Origin of the sequence: Rhodonellum psychrophilum GCM71 = DSM 17998 (assembly GCF_000381545.1) — a bacterium.
GTDB lineage: Bacteria > Bacteroidota > Bacteroidia > Cytophagales > Cyclobacteriaceae > Rhodonellum > Rhodonellum psychrophilum.
In genome coordinates, this window is sequence record NZ_KB906673.1 from 57,173 (window position 1) to 74,498 (window position 17,326).

Consider the following 17,326-nt stretch of genomic DNA (forward strand, 5'->3'; position numbering starts at 1 on the left):
CTTCATTTCTAAAACCGAAAACGTTTTAACAAACTTTGTATTCCTTAAGGAAACCATTTCTGCCACTCAAGGCGCACCCTTCATTCCTTTGGAATGAAGGGTGCGCGCGTAGCGTCTTCTTCCTATTTGGAAAAGGTAATCACTTCCTTGATATCCAGTATTAGTTTTTGTGCTAAGTGTTCAGCGGTAACCTTGCTCTCCGATTCTGAATAGATCCGGATAATGGGCTCAGTATTGGATTTTCTCAAATGCACCCATTCCTTATCAAATTCGATTTTTACCCCATCGATATCATTGATGGGTTGCTTTTTGTATTTATTTTTTATTTGTTCCAAGACGACGTCCACATCGATATCCGGTGTAAGCTCGATTTTATTCTTGGAGATGTAATAATTGGGATAGGTTGCTCTAAGTCTGGAACTGGTTTTCCCAAATTTGGCCAAATGGGTCAAAAAGAGACCAATACCGACCAAAGCATCCCTTCCATAATGGGATTCAGGATAAATCACGCCTCCGTTTCCCTCTCCACCGATAACGGCATTGACTTCTTTCATTTTGTTGACCACATTGACTTCTCCTACTGCTGCGGCTTCATAATTGCCGCCTCTTTTTTCGGTGACATCCCGAAGTGCGCGGGTTGAGCTGAGATTGGAAACCGTATTTCCCGGCTCCTGGGACAAAATATAATCTGCTACTGCTACCAAGGTGTATTCCTCACCGAAAAAAGAACCGTCTTCATTGATAAAACAAAGCCTATCGACATCCGGATCGACCACAATTCCCAAATCATACTTTCCTTTGCGAAGCTTCTCCGATATATCCCTTAGGTTCTCGGGGAGGGGCTCAGGGTTGTGGGGGAAATTGCCATCAGGAGTGCAGTACATTTCTTCCACTTCCTCCACTCCAAGAGCAGCGAGCAGTTTTGGCAATGCGATTCCTCCGGTAGAGTTCACGCAATCGATCACCACTTTGAACTTTCTTGCCGCGATGGCTTCTTTGTCGACCAATCTAAGGTTCAGAACATGCTCCACATGTCTGTCAATATAGTCATCAATCTGAGTATAAGAACCCAGTTTCCTTACTTCTGCAAATTGGAAATCATCGTTTTCTGCCTTTTCGAGAATGTCTTTGCCTTCTGCATCGGAGATGAACTCCCCTTTGTCGTTCAGCAGTTTCAGCGCATTCCATTGTACAGGATTATGGCTGGCTGTGAGGATGATTCCTCCGCCCGCTTTTTCCAAAGGAACAGCCAGTTCAACGGTCGGCGTGGTACTCAAGCCCAAATCAATAACATCAATTCCCAAGCCTTGCAATGTGGCAGCAACCAGTTTGGAAACCATCTCCCCGGAAATCCTGGCATCACGGCCAATCACGATTTTGGGATTCTGAGTATGCTCTAAAACCCAAGCACCATAGCCCGAAGCAAATTTGACAATATCTACTGGGGTAAGACCTTCTCCTGGTTTACCACCTATTGTTCCTCTGATACCAGAGATTGATTTGATTAAAGCCACTTTAAAATAATTAAGGTTAAACTAAAAAAATTCCGGATTTCCCAGGAATAGAAAAGATGATATTATTTAAATTTTGCCATGACTTTGTCCACCTCATTGTCAGGATTGCCGCAGCTGCTGTCTGCATCTACGATTTTTCCGCAATAACTGCAGGAGTCTCCATCTTTGTTGAGAAAGGGATTTTGAGAAGCACAGGTGCCTTTAAATTGTCCGTCCTTCAAAAAGATTAGTCTTACAGACATAAGTACGAAAAACAGAGCAAGAAAGCCCATTGTTAAATACAAGGTTGCCATAATAAATTTATTTGTCCAAATTTACGTATTACTTTCAAAACCCCCATACATTCTGAATAGTTTCAATGCATATGTCTGAATTATCCTCAAGAAAATCACAACTCGCTTCTTTCGACAAGCTTTTGACCATTATGGATGAACTTCGGGACCAATGTCCTTGGGACAGAAAGCAAACCATTGAAAGCCTTCGGCACTTGACCATCGAAGAAACCTTCGAATTGTCAGATGCCATATTGGACAACAATCTCGAGGAGATCAAGAAGGAATTGGGCGATATTCTTTTGCACATTGTCTTTTATGCAAAAATCGGAGCAGAAAAATCGGCTTTTGATATCGGAACAGTCATTGACAGCCTTTCCGAAAAACTTGTGCGAAGACATCCCCACATCTATGCCGATACCATCGCTGAGGATGAAGAGGCTGTAAAACAAAACTGGGAGAAAATCAAGCTGAAGGAAAAAGGAAATATCTCGGTTTTGGGAGGTGTGCCCAGATCACTTCCGGCCATTATCAAAGCAATGCGGATTCAGGAAAAAGCCCGTGGGGTTGGTTTTGACTGGGAAGAAAAAAACCAGGTTTGGGAGAAAGTCGAAGAAGAGATGCAGGAATTCAAAGCAGAATTCAATGCTGCCAAGCCTGAGGAAATCAACTTGGACAGGGCAAAGGGAGAGTTTGGCGATCTTTTGTTTTCCTTGATCAATTACGCAAGATTCATCGACATCAACCCAGAAGAAGCATTGGAGAGGACCAACCTAAAATTCATCAAGCGTTTTCAATACCTGGAAAAAGCCGCGAAAGAGGCCGGAAAGAAGATTGAAGACATGTCTTTGGCCGAGATGGATGTCTATTGGGAAGAGGCAAAAAAGGTTTGAACAAAAAGACACTGGCTAACCCGAAATCTGCATTGCAATTCCTATTGGGGTTGAAGTTGCAAGATAATAGGCAATGCATAACAGGGTCCAATGAACATTTTCTACAACCCATCAAAAAAACCTGAACAATCCGGGGTTTAATTCAAAATCGAATTAAACCTTCCCCTGCCAAAATCTGTCTAAGGGAATGTTCCCTGAAAAGGAATTTATTCTTATTTCATTTAACCTTTCATCCTAGAAACCTTATGCATTTACTGTCAACACTTCTGCTCTTATCCGCCGTGGCATTTGCTCCGGTAATGGAAATGGATACACCCGCAACCTTAAAAGTGAACAAATCCGAAAGTACAGTTACCTGGAAAGCCAAGAAAGTAACCGGTGAGCATTTCGGAAAAGTACCCTTGAGTGATGCCAATTTGGACTATGCCAATGGCAGGATTACAGGTGGCTCATTTGAAATTGACATGACGGTACTCACGGTTGAGGACATCACCGATGCCAACTCCAACAAAAGACTGACCGACCATCTGAAGTCCGATGATTTTTTCTCAGTCGCCAATCATGGTAAATCAAGTTTCAAGATCACCGAAGCGAAAACCAGCAACGGAAAAGATTATGAAATCAAAGGCAACTTGACCATCAAGGGAATCACACATCCGGTGGCCTTCCCTGCAAAGGTGGAAACTGTGGGAAACAAGGTCATTGCCACAGCAAAAATTATTTTTGACCGCACCAAATATGATATCAAGTATAGGTCTGGAAATTATTTCGAGAATCTCGCGGATAAACTCATTTATGATGATGTGGAATTGGACGTGAAATTGGTGGCAGAACAGCCCTAAAATCTCTATTAAAGGTTTTCAATCCCCCAAATCCTCCGACGGATTTGGGGGATTTTCTTTGTAGGGAAATTGAAATTGCCTGATCAGGATCACAATTGAAAACTTTTTTAAGAAATAAGCAGCATACTTTAGTAATTTAGCCCGATGGAGTACAATTGGAAGATCCGTAAAAAGGCAAACGAGGAAAGGGTAGAGGCGCTGAGCAGTGAAATCAATGTAAACCCAACATTGGCAAATATTTTGGTGAACAGAGGTGTGGACACTTTTCAAAAGGCCAAGGATTTTTTCAGACCGGACTTGGACAAGCTCCATGACCCATTCCTGATGAAGGACATGGACAAAGCCGTCAACAGGTTGAAATCCGCAATAGAAAATGAAGAAAAAATCATGGTCTATGGAGATTATGATGTCGATGGCACTACCTCTGTCGCCTTGTTTTATGGATTCCTGAAACAGTTTTACGACCAGGTCAGCTTTTATATTCCAGATCGGTACAAAGAAGGATATGGCATCTCGGATAAAGGAATCCAATTTGCTGCCGATAACAATTTCAAACTTATCGTAGCCTTGGATTGTGGGATCAAGGCCATTGAAAAAGTGGCTTTCGCCACTGAACTCGGGGTGGATTTCATTATTTGTGACCACCATACACCCGGAGAAGAAATCCCAAAAGCAATAGCGGTCCTGGATCCCAAAAGGAAGGACTGTTCCTATCCCTACCAAGAACTCAGTGGATGCGGAGTGGGTTTTAAGTTGATCCAGGCTTATTCAGAATTTACTGGAATGGACCCTGCAGGGCTTATTGGATTCCTGGATCTTCTGGCGATCAGCATTGCTGCGGATATCGTCCCGATCACTGGCGAAAACAGAATACTGACTTTCTATGGCCTTGAACGAATCAACAATAACCCAAGACCGGGGATTCGGGCACTTATTCTTGCGAGTAAAATAGAAAAGGAGATCGAAATTTCCGATATTGTTTTCAAAATAGGTCCCAGAATCAATGCCTCCGGGAGAATTGAACATGCAAAAGCATCTGTGGAATTGTTGATTGCCAAGGATTTGGAGGACGCACTCCGACGTGCGGCATTGGTGGAAGACGTGAATGCTACGCGAAAGAATTTCGATGAAAACATCACCAAAGAAGCCTTGTCCATGATCCGCAAAATGGACGAAACCAAACAATTCAAATCCACGGTTTTATTCAAGGAAGATTGGCACAAAGGCGTCATTGGTATCGTTGCCTCTCGCTGCATAGAGGAATTTTACAGACCCACCATCATCCTGACGGAATCCAACAACAAAGCAACAGGAAGTGCAAGGTCTGTGTATGACTTTGACATTTATGAAGCCATCAGCGAATGCAGTGATCTTTTGGAGCAATTCGGTGGACACAAGTATGCTGCGGGCTTAACACTTTCGGTAGACAATGTCGTCGCCTTTCAGGAAAAATTCGAGCAGGTGGTCTGTTCACGAATCGAAACGATCCACATGATGCCCGTAATGGAAATCGATGACGAAATCCTCCTGGACCAGATCAATTATAAATTTTACAACATCCTCAAGCAAATGGCTCCCTTTGGTCCGGGCAACCCAGAACCCATTTTTTGTGCAAATGACGTGTATGCCGAAAATGTGAAGGTCTTGAAAGACAAACACCTCAGGTTCAATATTGTACAGGATGGGCAGCAAACCCGGCCAACCTGCATTGCTTTTGGTCTGGCAGACAAATTGAAATATGAGGATGATACCTACTTCAAGATGCTGAATGGAAAAATGCGTTTTAATATCGCCTTTGATATCCGAGAAAACACCTTTAGAAACACCAGCAGCCTTCAATTGTACGTAAAAGACATTAAATTCGATTGATATGAAATTAAGGGCCGAAAACCTGATCAAAATTTATAAAGGAAAAAAGGTAGTCAACAACATCTCCGTAGAAGTGGGACAGGGTGAGATCGTTGGGCTTTTGGGTCCAAACGGTGCGGGCAAAACGACCACTTTCTACATGATCGTAGGCCTCATCCAGCCCAATGAAGGGCAGATTTTTTTGGAAGACAGAAACATCACTTCCCTCCCCATGTACAAGCGGGCACAGTTGGGCATCGGCTACCTAGCACAGGAAGCCTCCGTTTTCAGGAAACTTTCCGTGGAAGAGAATATTATGGCCGTTTTGGAAATGACCAAAATGAATAAAGTCGAAAGAAAAGAGAAAGTGGAAAGCCTCCTTGAAGAATTCAGCCTCACCCATGTGCGCAAGAATCTTGGAATGGTACTCTCCGGTGGAGAAAGACGGCGGACGGAGATCGCACGGGCATTGGCCGTGGATCCAAAGTTCGTCCTTTTAGATGAGCCGTTTGCGGGTGTTGACCCCATTGCCGTGGAAGAAATCCAAACCATCGTGGCAAAACTCAAAACAAAAAACATAGGAATCCTAATCACCGACCACAATGTCAACGAAACGCTCTCCATCACAGATCGTGCATACCTCATGTTTGAGGGTCGACTCCTGAAGGCTGGAACAGCAGAAGAACTCGCGGCAGACGAACAGGTTAGGCGCGTTTATCTGGGTCAAAATTTTGAACTCAAACGAAAAACCTTCAACTGATGGAAGTTGTCAACACTTTTATGACCTGGATTTTTAAAAACCGGATGGGTCAAATCGAGAATTTTAAGGAAAATCCGATTGAAGTTCAAAGGGAAATACTCAATGAACTTATCGATAGGGCAAAAAAAACAGAGTTTGGGATCAAAAACGGTTTTTCTAAAATCCGTAGCTATGCTGATTTTGCAAAGCAAGTCCCGCTGTACGATTATGAGGAGATGACCCCTTATATCGAAAAAACCATGAAGGGGGCTGAAAATGTAATCTGGCCCGAAGAGATCATTTGGTTTTCAAAATCTTCCGGCACCACCGCCAACAGAAGCAAATACATTCCTGTATCCCAAGAATCCTTGGAAGACTGCCACTTCAAAGGCGGAAAGGACATGCTTTCCCTGTATGTGAACAATTATCCTGACAGCAAATTATTCTCAGGGAAAAGTTTGAGCATTGGAGGAAGTCTCGGGGACAATCCATTTGACAAAAACGGGAATGCCAAAGTGGGAGACATCTCTGCCATCATCATGGAAAATCTACCGCTTTGGGTTCAATTTGCCAGGACACCGAGTCTTGACACCGCACTCATGAGCGAATGGGAAGAGAAGATAGAGAAAATGGCCCGGGAAATCATGGAGGAGAATGTGGTCAGTATTTCTGGCGTCCCCACATGGACAATCGTGTTGCTTCAGCGAATAATGGACATCAAGGGTGCAAAAAACATCTTGGAAGTTTGGCCAAACCTCGAGGTGTTTTTTCATGGCGCGGTTGCTTTTGGACCCTACAAGAAATTGTTCCGGGAATTGATTCCGTCAGATAAGATGCGTTATATGGAAACCTACAATGCGTCTGAGGGATTTTTTGCGATACAGGATCAGCCCGATTCGGAAGATTTACTGTTGATGTTGGATTATGGAATATTCTTTGAATTTATCCCAATGGAAGAGTGGGACAATGAAAACCCGATAGTCATCCCCCTAGAAGCCGTTGAATTGGGGAAAAATTATGCCTTGGTGATCACCACCAATGGTGGGCTTTGGCGCTACAAAATCGGGGATACCGTCAAATTCACGAGTATCAAGCCCTACAGAATCAAAATTACAGGAAGAACAAAGCATTTTATCAATGCCTTCGGCGAGGAGGTCATCGTGGAAAATGCGGAAAAAGCGATTCAGACTGCTGCGGAGGCTACCGGTGCCACCATTACGAATTTCACCGCCGCTCCGGTTTATTTTGATGGTTCCAAAAGCAAGGGCGCACATGAATGGGTGGTAGAATTCAGATCCATGCCCTCAGACAATGACCGTTTTGCTTTTTTGCTGGACCAAACCTTAAGGGAAATCAATTCCGATTATGACGCCAAACGCTATCGGGATATTGCGCTCAATGCACCCAAAATCCATTTCGTCTCAGAAGGGGTTTTTGAAAAATGGATGAAGTCCCGCGGAAAACTCGGTGGACAGAATAAAGTGCCTAGACTTTCCAATACCCGCGAATATATCGATGAGGTCCTGAAACTCCTTTGATCAAATCCCGAAACCTACTGGATTAATATTGTTCATCTGCCTCAGAATCCAGGATTGTCTGCCGTAAATATAGGGGGTGGGTCGAGCAGGACTCCAGCGCCTTGGATTGGGCAAAACAGCTGCAATCATCGCTGCTTCCTGTCGGCTTAACTTGGCTGCGGGTTTCTTGTAATAGGTTTGCGCAGCAGCTTCGATTCCGTAGATCCCTTCTCCCATTTCGATTACGTTCAGGTAAACTTCCATGATCCGTTCCTTAGACCAAAGTACCTCTATCAATATTGTAAAATAGGCCTCAAGCCCTTTTCTGATTAAATTTCTTCCCGGCCAAAGGAATACATTTTTGGCCGTCTGTTGTGTGATGGTGCTTGCGCCCTTGATACGCTTCCCCTTTTTATTCCCTTCCCAGGCCTTTTCCATTGCTTCCCTATCAAAGCCAAAATGATCCAGGAATTTTTGATCTTCTGCAGCCACTACTGCTTGTGGCATATGCCTGGAAATCTTGTCGATGGAAACCCAATCTTTTTTAAATCGCACCTCTTTTTCCTTGTCAAAAACCTGCTCCACCCACCTGATCGCCATCAGCGGTGTCACAGGTACTGGCAAAAACCGGTATATTATTGTCAAACCGATGGTAATAATAAAAAACCAAAGAATAATCTTCCCCAGTATGCGTATTGATTTTCTGAATATCGTCATCGGATCGTTACAATTAAGCAAAGGCTGTTGCCTGGATAAATCTATAATAAAAAACCGATTCCTTCATTTCTTTGAGTGAATCCATCGCCTCTTGCATGGATTTTAATTGCTGATGGTCGATCAGTCCTTCTTCGAGCAATGCAGGGGAAGCGCTTTCCATCAGATTTTTCCAATAGTCAAACACGATGCGTTTTTCTTCAAATTCCCTGCTGTCCAAGTGGAATCCACCGGACCTCAACTCTATCCCCTGATAGCCGGATTGGGAAAGCAAATCACCCAATCGGGCACCCACTTGCGGATCTCCTCCAATATTGGATTGGTAGTCATTGTAAATTTTCCAATACTCCATGATTTCCTTTTTTTCGGGGTAGGTATAAAAAGTGGTGTTAAAAACTTCCGTAATGACCAATTTGGCTCCAGCTTTTAAAAATGGTTTCATGCTGACCAATATTTGGATCGGATCTGACACATGTTCCAATACCCAACAAATAAACGCCCCGTCAAAAGTGTCTTCCAGCTGAAGGTTTTTTGCATCTTGCTGGATAAAAATGACCTGAACGTCCCCAAATCCCAATTGAGTCATGTTTTCACGCGCCTTTATGATTTGTTTAGGTTCATACTCAACGCAGGTAATCTGCAAATTTGGAAATCTTTTCAAAAGAATTTCTGTCTGTGCACCTACTCCAGAACCAATTTCCAAAAGCTTCCGACAATTGGAGAAGTCTATAAAATCATAGATTCGCTTTTCAATCACCAAAGCCTGATGCCGTAGTCTTTGCTGTTCTTCTTCTTGGTAACCGTGGATGTATTTAGGGGGAAATTCCGCTGTCATTTTGCTTACAATTGAATGACAAAGTACGTCGAATTTTATCAGATTAAGAAATGAGGATTGGCTTTCCGATTGGGATCATGGCTGGGAGATTTTCTTCAGGACAAGGGGTTCTTTTAATTTACTGATGACGATTTCCATAAAATATTTCAGCTCAGGATAATGGGATGCTTCAATGACTTTTCTCCTCAAGTCCAGGGTGGCATTAATTTGGACTTTCCCGTCGAATTTGGTGATCTTATAAGAAAAGAATACAGCGTCTCCAGGAGTATTGATGGCCGCATCTTCCGGGAAATCATCCAACTCGAATCCTTCTGGAATATCAATTATGGTGGTATAATTATCGCTAAACACATAATTGAAATCGACAGGAAATGATCGATATTCGGATTGAAAAGGATTATCCGTCCATCTTTGATACTGAAAGGGTATCAGAAAAATTGTTTCGGATGCTGTCGTTGTCAACAAGGATTTGACTTTGGCATCCAATTGTTTTCGAGGCTCATCCGTATCCTCGATAACAAAGTCCAAATATTCTCCTCCTGTTTTGTTGAAAAATTCTTTCTTGAATTCGTCCTCTCCCCTTGATTCATTTTTTTTTGACATTGCCAACGCCTCATAATCCAAAAATCTTATTGTGGACTCCGAAATCAACTCGCCATGCTCATTTGCTTTGATGTTGGTCATTTGTTTGATGCCAGAACGGTGTGTCAGTTGGATTGGACGCAATCCACTTTCTTTTTCCAAAAGGATAAAACCACTACTCGAATGGTTTTCCAAAGGAAGGTAGCCAAAAGGGATATTGGGATCGGTGGCATCAACAAAGAATTCTTTCCCATCAGCTTTTACCATCAGGATCAACTGGTTGAATTGACCGGCAAATGGAGCCTCCACCAATGTGGACCGACCGTTTCCCTTACTGCTGATCAACATTGGAAATGATTCGATATTGTTGGTTTTCAAATGTGCCAACAGACTCAGGTTGATTTCTGCCCGCGAACCTCTGCCGATATCAAGCAGGCTTTTTAGATTTTGGGAAGGAATATCACCTGATTTTCCATTGAACTTGAATTTTTCTGTCACATACTTGTAAATTTCTTTGGCACGATCGCTTTCAGATTCCGATGATGTCCGGAAACTTTTAAGCCGGTTTTCAATGGTATTGTTTGGATTCATATATGAATTGAAGTCTGGAAACTCCCTTATCGTATTGGACAGCTCCTGCCATGAGCCAAGGATTTCTTTGTATCCGCCCGGGTTGGTTCCATAACCATCAATTTTGTTTCTTACAGCATACCCAGCCAATTGAAATTCCACTTTCTCCAAATAATCCACATAATGATTCATATAAGGTTCTCCAAAAATGGATCTCAGATTGGTCAGGGTCCATTTGTAGACACCCGCTTTGCTGGTTTGGTATTCAGCCTTAATTGTTGCATCCCCTTGTAGAAGCATTCGATAAGTCAGATAGGGGGGAATCTCCAGGAAATAGACAGATTTGAGCGTGGGCACTTCATTTTGAAAAAGGTAACTATCCAAAAAGGTAATGTTTTTGTCTATTTTAAGGTATTCGTATTCCATAATGGACCCTTCTCTTACATTTGGAAAAGTAAACCGAATCTCCTTCCATCCGTTTTCCCGATCCACTTCAAAATAATCTTTTTTGGAAAGCATGATTACCTCTTCTTTGCCATCTATGATATTCATGATTTGGGCACTGAATTTTTGGATCATCTCCACACCGTCATCTCCAAAATAATAGGCGATTTTTACATCTCCGTTTGATTTCCCGCTTTCTTTCAGGACCTTGATTCTCCGGTGAACATTCGTATGCTGGATCCCTCCCATAAATTGGTTTCTGGAAAATTCCTCCAATACGACAGCATTTGCCTCTGGCTCAAAATCCACTTCGGTCAGCTTGATTTCGGCCTGTGAATATTTCCCAAACCGCATTTCCTGTCCTTCAACAATCCTAACGCCCATTGAAAAAAACAGCAGAAGCAAAAATTTGATCATGACACCTCTCATATTGATACTGATTTTTTAAAAATTAAACTTTTATTGGTTTGGACATTGATTTTATCAATCGCCTCCTTTTTGGATTCCTTCGACATCTCTTCAGGGAAATGGATTTCAAGCTCCTTTTGGACGAAAACCTGTCCATTCTCTTCGCTTACAAGCACTTTGAATTTGAAATATTCCTCCTCAATCTCTATGGACGATGTTGTTTCATCCAGTTTCAGACCATTTGGAGTCCGGATCAGAAAGGATTCTTTCAACATCAAATGATTATTGACCATCATCTCCTCATCTATTTTTTTCCAAGTGACAGGGATAATCGATCTTTTGGAGGTGTTTTGGGAAAATCGCTGGACAATGCCATTGAACTCGACCTCAGCGATGGCAACATCATTCAGTTGGCCAATATCCATTTGGTAATCATTTACCAAGAGACCATTGCCTCCCAACCTGGCGTTCAAAAAAATCTTTTTTTCCCTGTCGCCATAATAATAGTGAACGTCAATAAAATCGACAGCAGGAGCCCCATAGAATTTGCTCAACCCACTAAGCGTGGCATCTCCATTCTCCTTCAAGTCCAAGGCATAACTGGACACAATCGTGTTGAAGTTATCATCATCGTATGCGGGTGTTTTGTCCATAAAACCACCCGCATCCGTCACCACCAATACATCCCTATTCCTTGTGAAATCCCCCAAATAACCCGCTGGCAACGTATTTGATGTGCATTCTAACCATAAAGGCTTGGAAGCATCTTCCTGGGGCACCCTGAGAATCACATGATTGAATTGATTGGATGGAAAATCAAGGTCAATTTTTTCAACGGCTTTTCCAGCCTTGACCAAGGTATATTGAGAAGGAATTCCCACTTCCTTGAGCATTGCTTTCATCAGCATGGTCAAGGCTTTACAATCCCCATATTTTGACTTGACCACTTCATCTGCACTCTCAGACATCCATCCCCCTATTCCCAACTGAATGCTGACATATCGGTAGTTTTTTTGGAGGTACTGGTAGAGCACGCTGATTTTTTCGTATGGATCATCCTCCACTCCCTGAATCAAAGCATGAACCTCCGATTTAAAATGAGGAGAAAGAACATCTTTGTTTTTGTTTAACAATCCCATCCAACTGCCCAATCCTGCCCACGAATCCATGGATGCACCATACCCTTCCATGGAAAACTTGATGGGTGCGAGTTCGAGATAAGGATCATCCACTTCAGTTCCTTCTTTCTGTGGAGATAGATTTTTCTCTTCCCATTTGATCGATTTGGTAGATCCTTCACCGGAGAACACAGGGATTGAATTCAAGTGATGTGTCTTATACCGGATACCCAAATCTTCCGGATAAATCACTTCCAGACTTGTTTCGGTGACTTTTTGATTGTAATGCGGAACCGGCCTCCAATCTGGAAAATAAAAATTTCCCTGGTTTGTCACTTCCAGGGAAACCTCCAAGATCACGGGTGTTTTTTGGGCTCTCATCACGAAAAATTTGACACGACTGTCTTGGTAAAGCGTATTTCCACTGACCCGTGAAGCGTCGCTGAGGTCCTTCAGCTTTATTTTCCTGATTGTTTTTCCAGAAACCGGATCAATCAGTAGGGCTTCAAAATTTTCAATTTTATTGAATTTATCATAATAGATATTGATGTTGGCATGTTGAAGTCCTTTTGGCTCCAAGATGTGGATGGACTGAAACTGTTTGGTGGTGACTGAAAAATCCGGGTTCAATTGAATGGTCTGCTTTTGTTCCAATTTGGAATAAACAGGAATTGTCTCCGATTGGAAGGCCATTATTGGTGTGAAAAAAAGCAATTCCAGTACAATTAAAAAAATCGAAAACCTTGCCATAGATCTTATTATGCAGTACTAAATTTACATACATAGTTGTATTAAAAAAGATTTTTTCAATAAATTAATTGTGCTTAAGTAGGACACCAGTATTTTCATTTTCACACAGAATTTTCTGCTGTTGCTTCCTTCTTGGGCAAATGGCTTTAATCCAATAGAATTATTTGATACCTTTATTTTTTTAAATCGGATAATATTATGAGTCAAATCATCATTGGAAGTTTTGAGGACTTCGAACAATACGCTGGAAAAACCCTGGGGGAATCCCAATACCATAAAATCACCCAGGAACAAATCAACCTCTTTGGTACGGCCACGCTTGACCATCAATGGATCCATACAGACCCAGAACGGGCCAAAAAGGAAGGGACATTTGGGGATACCATCGCACATGGATACCTCACACTTTCCATCGTTCCTTATCTTTGGGAGCAGATCGTCAAAGTGGAAAACCTGAAAATGATGGTCAATTATGGCATCGAAAACCTCCGTTTTGCGCAAGCTGTATTGGTGAACAGCGAGGTAAGACTCAATGCTTCCTTGAAAAACATCGCGAACCTTCGAGGAACGATCAAGGCAGAAGTCAATGTGAAACTGGAAATCAAAGGTCAAAAAAAACCTGCATTTACAGGTGTATTGATCTTCCTATACCACTTTAAAACCCAGGAATAGACCATTTATCCGTTTTTTGATTCCCTCTTTTTCAATATTGCAACAAACCATTTTTGTTGCTTTTCCCAGCCGAAAAAGAGTTGGGATTACAATGGGGTTTTGGGATGGACGCTATTTTGATTTTGAAAAAACACGGGTGAAACCCGGTCTTTTTTGGAGGGAAAAATCCATATTCCGGTAAAATTAACGAACCCGAATACGCTGAATTTCAGGCATTCGGGTTCGCTTTTTATCACACCCAATTTATCAAATAGGGCTGTGGATAATTTTCATTAGTCCAACCTGTTTCGCTCTTCGGTACTTCCGCTTCTGTTGGAAATCCTGAAACTTTCCCCTTGGGCAAATTTATACCTTAGGGTAAGCCTTACTCCCTGATTGCTTCTGTACTGTCTGAAACTGGTATCAATCTTGTCAAACTGGACATTTGCACGGATCACTTGGGTACGAAACAAATCCGTTCCGTTTACAGTCAGTGTCAGTTTGTCTTTTTTGAAGGATTTCGTCACACCGGCATCCACCCAGCCAAAGCTTTTCAACATTGCTTGTCCATAAAGCTGTGGTCCAAGATACATTCCCACTACTTCCAGTTTGAATCCTTCCGGCAGCGTAATGTTATGCTGTGATCTCAACATATAAGAAGTTTGTTCTACATCCAGCAAAGCCTCTCCGATCATCGAATTCCATTTGTTGTAATTTACCTGAAGCATATTACTTGTGGTCCACCATGGCCTGATCTCCACTGGAATCATGGCCTTGAAGTTTATGTTTTGTGACTTGTCCAAATTGGTGGTGTAAGTGGTGGTCGTCCTGGATTCCTCGTCTTGTTCAAATATCTGCTGGAAGGCATCATTTGTTTGGGAATAACCCAATGAAAATTGGTAGGACCCCTTGATCACATGGTTCATTTCCAGGTTGTGTGCATATTGTGGTTTTAGATTGGGATTTCCCTCTTCCGTTGTCAATGGATCGATGTAGTAGACGAAGGGGTTCAGCAGGCGATAGTTTGGTCTGGTAATCCTTCTGTTTGCATTGTAGATGATCTGATAGTTTTTACTGACCTGATGCTGGATAAAAACACTTGGGAACAAATTCAGGTATTCTTGTTTGTTGACCTGATTCAAGGTCACCGATGTGCCGGTGATGTCAGAATATTCCGCTCTCAATCCTCCTTGAAAACTCACTTTGTCGGAAAATTTACTTTTGTAAGAAGCATAAGCAGCAAGGACATTTTCCTCGTAAATAAACTGATTGCTGTTGGGATCTGGCATAAAGGGTTGTTCTTCAATGGATCTGCTCAAGTCCAGATCATTGTCGGATTTTACCCAGCTACCTTTTAAACCGGTCTCCAAAACTCTTCCTTTTCCAAAGGGTTTTGTAAAATCCACTTTGGCAGTAAAAATATTGTAATCCATTTCGTTGAGATTCAAAATCCTATCCCGTGTCGCTTGGTCCTCTTGGTCATTTACCCAGTAGCTATTGTTGAGCAGAGAATTTCCTTTCGCCCACATTTTGGTGTAATCAATGTCAGCGGTCAACTTGGTACCCAAAGTATCCAAAAGGCCCAAATAGTGAAGGTTACCAAAGATTCTGTCTCGGTTTCCAATGCTTTCATTGAAGGAAAAAATGTTGTCCCTGTCCGATGTACCCGGATTGTCAACTAGGGTGCTGGAGTTATTGTTATCACTGCTTTCCGATTTCGAAGCTTGGAGATTTATGCCAACACTATGGTTTTTGTTGATTTCATAATCTGAACCTCCATTGAAAAACAAGTTTTTGTTACGGGTTGTAATCCTACCGATCTGTTCGAATCGGGAAACGCCCTCTTCCAATTGGAAATTGCGGTTGATTTCAAGATCGTTGTAGACAGCATATTCGTTGTAATTCAAGCTGGCATTGTTTGTCCACTTTCCTTTTTTGACGTTCAAGGTAACGCCACCGAAGGGTGCATATTGGCCGTTGTATTGACCGCCAGCCTGGACATTTCCAAAAACCCCATCCATATTGTTTTTATTCAGCTTGATGTTAATCACACCCGCAGCACCTTCTGCATCAAACCTTGAAGTGGGGTTGTTGATAATCTCGATACTTTTGATGTTGTCGGCGGGCATGGCTCTCAGGAAATTGGCCAAGTCATCTGCGCTCATGTAGGTCTGTCGGTCATTGATCATGACGGTAACCCCTGAACGTCCATTTAAGTTGATCTTTCCATCTTGGTCCACGTAGACTCCAGGGGACCTTCCGATGACGTCCAAAGCTGTATTGCCTTCGGCCATCACCGTTCCCTCTACGTTAATGGTTGTTTTGTCAGCCTCGATGATCACTTCCGGCCGGGTAGCCTTCACGGTTACTTCTCCTAAAGCCGCCATTTCTTCCTGAAGGGTGATGGCGCCAAAATCCTTCATGGCACCTGGCTTAATTTCAAATTCCTCTGATTTGTAGGTTTCAAAACCAATGGAGGAAATAACCAATTGTGCCTTTCCGGATTTAACGGATTCAATTTTAAACTGTCCATTATCATCTGAAACCGTCCCCGTGATCATGGCACCGTTTACGGATTCCAATAATGCTACATTGGCAAATGGAAGACCTGCCCCATTTTGATCTTTAATTTGGCCACGGATCTGCATGACTTCTTTGGCGGCGAGATTGCTCATTCCTAGTAAAAAGAAGAAAAAAGCTGTAAAAATTTGAGTGGAGAGTTTCATTGTTGTTGTTTTTTGAATGTTTTTCATAATGCTGTATCAGCTACTATGAAAAACAAATGCCAACAATTTTTATAAGGCGTAAATATCTATTATTCAGTTATTTATAAAACACTCCCGAATTTTATGTGTCCCAATACCGTACACTTCTTCCGTTCGATATGGGTACAAAAAAAACCTTGGGGATTTTGAAATCCCCAAGGCTAAATCACTCTTGCATCGAAAATTAATTATTTCGCAGCGGTAAATCTTTTGCTTACTGCATCCCAATCAACAAGATTCCAGAAAGAAGAAATATAATCAGGTCTTCTGTTTTGGTAGTGCAGGTAATACGCATGCTCCCAGACATCAAGTCCCAAAATTGGAGTGCCTTTTTTCTCAGCCACATCCATCAAAGGATTGTCCTGATTTGGGGTAGAGGAAACAAAAAGTTCATTGCTCTCATCTAAGCCAAGCCATGCCCAACCTGATCCGAATCGAGTAGTAGCCGCTTTGTTGAATTCTTCTTTGAAAGCATCAAAAGAACCGAATTTTGCATCGATGGCTTTCGCCAAATCTCCTGAAGGCAATCCACCACCTTTGGGCGACAAAATTGTCCAGAAAAGGCTGTGGTTGTAATGTCCGCCGCCATTGTTTCTTACCGGTGTATTGGCTCCGGCAACCTTCATTAGCTCTTCAAGACTCTTGTCTGCTAAATCTGTACCTTCTATCGCTTTGTTGAGATTGGTCACATAAGCATTGTGGTGTTTACCATGGTGGATTTCCATAGTTCTGGCATCAATATGCGGTTCAAGCGCATTAAAATCATAGGGTAATTTTGGAAGTTCAAAAGCCATATTTTATAAAGTTTTATAGTTTATGATAAAATAATTATTCGTTTCGATTTACTTTTAACTAACCAAATTG

Annotated in this window: 14 protein-coding genes; 6 read left to right on the forward strand and 8 right to left on the reverse strand. The window is 42.2% G+C overall.

Annotated features, from left to right (window positions below; genetic code table 11):
* Window positions 1-122 precede the first annotated feature (122 nt).
* Together glmM and F824_RS0100320 are read right to left on the reverse strand one after the other, a co-directional pair.
* Complete coding sequence (gene glmM, locus F824_RS0100315) at window positions 123-1,514, reverse strand: phosphoglucosamine mutase (RefSeq protein WP_019595838.1); 1,392 nt, start codon at window positions 1,512-1,514, stop codon at window positions 123-125.
* Between the two features lie 62 nt (window positions 1,515-1,576).
* Complete coding sequence (locus F824_RS0100320; protein ID WP_019595839.1) at window positions 1,577-1,807, reverse strand: hypothetical protein; 231 nt, start codon at window positions 1,805-1,807, stop codon at window positions 1,577-1,579.
* Window positions 1,808-1,878: 71 nt separating this feature from the next.
* On the opposite strand from F824_RS0100320, the gene mazG reads away from it, so the two are divergent.
* The 5 genes from mazG to F824_RS0100345 all read left to right on the forward strand — a co-directional run bounded on the left by mazG (window position 1,879) and on the right by F824_RS0100345 (window position 7,646).
* Window positions 1,879-2,679, forward strand: coding sequence for a nucleoside triphosphate pyrophosphohydrolase (mazG, locus tag F824_RS0100325; RefSeq protein ID WP_019595840.1), 801 nt, complete (start codon window positions 1,879-1,881; stop codon window positions 2,677-2,679).
* Between the two features lie 245 nt (window positions 2,680-2,924).
* Window positions 2,925-3,521 carry a YceI family protein gene (locus tag F824_RS0100330; RefSeq protein ID WP_026333398.1) on the forward strand — a complete coding sequence of 199 codons (597 nt, stop codon included), beginning with the start codon at window positions 2,925-2,927 and terminating at the stop codon, window positions 3,519-3,521.
* 144 nt (window positions 3,522-3,665) lie between these two features.
* Entirely contained in the window at window positions 3,666-5,390 is a 1,725-nt protein-coding gene (gene recJ / locus F824_RS0100335; protein WP_019595842.1) for a single-stranded-DNA-specific exonuclease RecJ, read from the forward strand.
* Between the two features lies 1 nt (window position 5,391).
* On the forward strand, window positions 5,392-6,129 hold the full coding sequence (gene lptB, locus F824_RS0100340; protein ID WP_019595843.1) for an LPS export ABC transporter ATP-binding protein: 738 nt from the start codon (window positions 5,392-5,394) through the stop codon (window positions 6,127-6,129).
* Window positions 6,129-7,646: a GH3 auxin-responsive promoter family protein gene (locus F824_RS0100345; protein WP_019595844.1), complete on the forward strand. Its 1,518-nt coding sequence runs from the start codon at window positions 6,129-6,131 to the stop codon at window positions 7,644-7,646. The genes lptB and F824_RS0100345 overlap by 1 nt, the downstream gene beginning before the upstream one ends.
* On the opposite strand, the gene mtgA is transcribed toward F824_RS0100345, so the two are convergent.
* The 4 genes from mtgA to F824_RS0100365 form a co-directional block, all read right to left on the reverse strand.
* Window positions 7,647-8,342 (reverse strand): monofunctional biosynthetic peptidoglycan transglycosylase, encoded by a 696-nt coding sequence (gene mtgA, locus F824_RS0100350; RefSeq protein ID WP_026333399.1) that lies wholly within the window; start codon window positions 8,340-8,342, stop codon window positions 7,647-7,649.
* A 13-nt stretch (window positions 8,343-8,355) separates the two neighbouring features.
* Window positions 8,356-9,174 (reverse strand): class I SAM-dependent methyltransferase, encoded by an 819-nt coding sequence (locus F824_RS0100355; RefSeq protein ID WP_019595846.1) that lies wholly within the window; start codon window positions 9,172-9,174, stop codon window positions 8,356-8,358.
* A 75-nt stretch (window positions 9,175-9,249) separates the two neighbouring features.
* Window positions 9,250-11,187 carry a DUF3857 domain-containing protein gene (locus tag F824_RS0100360; protein WP_161629728.1) on the reverse strand — a complete coding sequence of 646 codons (1,938 nt, stop codon included), beginning with the start codon at window positions 11,185-11,187 and terminating at the stop codon, window positions 9,250-9,252.
* Between the two features lie 8 nt (window positions 11,188-11,195).
* Window positions 11,196-12,989 carry a DUF3857 domain-containing transglutaminase family protein gene (locus F824_RS0100365; RefSeq protein ID WP_161629729.1) on the reverse strand — a complete coding sequence of 598 codons (1,794 nt, stop codon included), beginning with the start codon at window positions 12,987-12,989 and terminating at the stop codon, window positions 11,196-11,198.
* A gap of 255 nt (window positions 12,990-13,244) precedes the next feature.
* Between F824_RS0100365 and F824_RS0100370 the strand changes: the two genes are divergently transcribed.
* A complete protein-coding gene (locus F824_RS0100370) occupies window positions 13,245-13,718 on the forward strand; it encodes a MaoC family dehydratase (RefSeq protein WP_019595849.1) in 474 nt (157 codons plus the stop codon).
* A 272-nt stretch (window positions 13,719-13,990) separates the two neighbouring features.
* Here F824_RS0100370 and F824_RS0100380 read toward each other — a convergent pair whose 3' ends face one another.
* Both F824_RS0100380 and F824_RS0100385 read right to left on the reverse strand, forming a co-directional pair.
* On the reverse strand, window positions 13,991-16,423 hold the full coding sequence (locus F824_RS0100380) for an outer membrane beta-barrel family protein (protein WP_026333401.1): 2,433 nt from the start codon (window positions 16,421-16,423) through the stop codon (window positions 13,991-13,993).
* 227 nt (window positions 16,424-16,650) lie between these two features.
* Entirely contained in the window at window positions 16,651-17,256 is a 606-nt protein-coding gene (locus tag F824_RS0100385) for a superoxide dismutase (RefSeq protein ID WP_019595852.1), read from the reverse strand.
* Window positions 17,257-17,326 lie beyond the last annotated feature (70 nt).

What these genes read in the sequence shown, in the direction of transcription:
- F824_RS0100320 (WP_019595839.1), bottom strand. Translation starts at nt 1,807, where the DNA reads ATGGCAACCTTGTATTTAACAATGGGCTTTCTTGCTCTGTTTTTCGTA.
- mazG (WP_019595840.1), top strand. Translation starts at nt 1,879, where the DNA reads ATGTCTGAATTATCCTCAAGAAAATCACAACTCGCTTCTTTCGACAAG.
- F824_RS0100330 (WP_026333398.1), top strand. Translation starts at nt 2,925, where the DNA reads ATGCATTTACTGTCAACACTTCTGCTCTTATCCGCCGTGGCATTTGCT.
- recJ (WP_019595842.1), top strand. Translation starts at nt 3,666, where the DNA reads ATGGAGTACAATTGGAAGATCCGTAAAAAGGCAAACGAGGAAAGGGTA.
- lptB (WP_019595843.1), top strand. Translation starts at nt 5,392, where the DNA reads ATGAAATTAAGGGCCGAAAACCTGATCAAAATTTATAAAGGAAAAAAG.
- F824_RS0100345 (WP_019595844.1), top strand. Translation starts at nt 6,129, where the DNA reads ATGGAAGTTGTCAACACTTTTATGACCTGGATTTTTAAAAACCGGATG.
- mtgA (WP_026333399.1), bottom strand. Translation starts at nt 8,342, where the DNA reads ATGACGATATTCAGAAAATCAATACGCATACTGGGGAAGATTATTCTT.
- F824_RS0100355 (WP_019595846.1), bottom strand. Translation starts at nt 9,174, where the DNA reads ATGACAGCGGAATTTCCCCCTAAATACATCCACGGTTACCAAGAAGAA.
- F824_RS0100360 (WP_161629728.1), bottom strand. Translation starts at nt 11,187, where the DNA reads ATGATCAAATTTTTGCTTCTGCTGTTTTTTTCAATGGGCGTTAGGATT.
- F824_RS0100365 (WP_161629729.1), bottom strand. Translation starts at nt 12,989, where the DNA reads ATGGCCTTCCAATCGGAGACAATTCCTGTTTATTCCAAATTGGAACAA.
- F824_RS0100370 (WP_019595849.1), top strand. Translation starts at nt 13,245, where the DNA reads ATGAGTCAAATCATCATTGGAAGTTTTGAGGACTTCGAACAATACGCT.
- F824_RS0100380 (WP_026333401.1), bottom strand. Translation starts at nt 16,423, where the DNA reads ATGAAACTCTCCACTCAAATTTTTACAGCTTTTTTCTTCTTTTTACTA.
- F824_RS0100385 (WP_019595852.1), bottom strand. Translation starts at nt 17,256, where the DNA reads ATGGCTTTTGAACTTCCAAAATTACCCTATGATTTTAATGCGCTTGAA.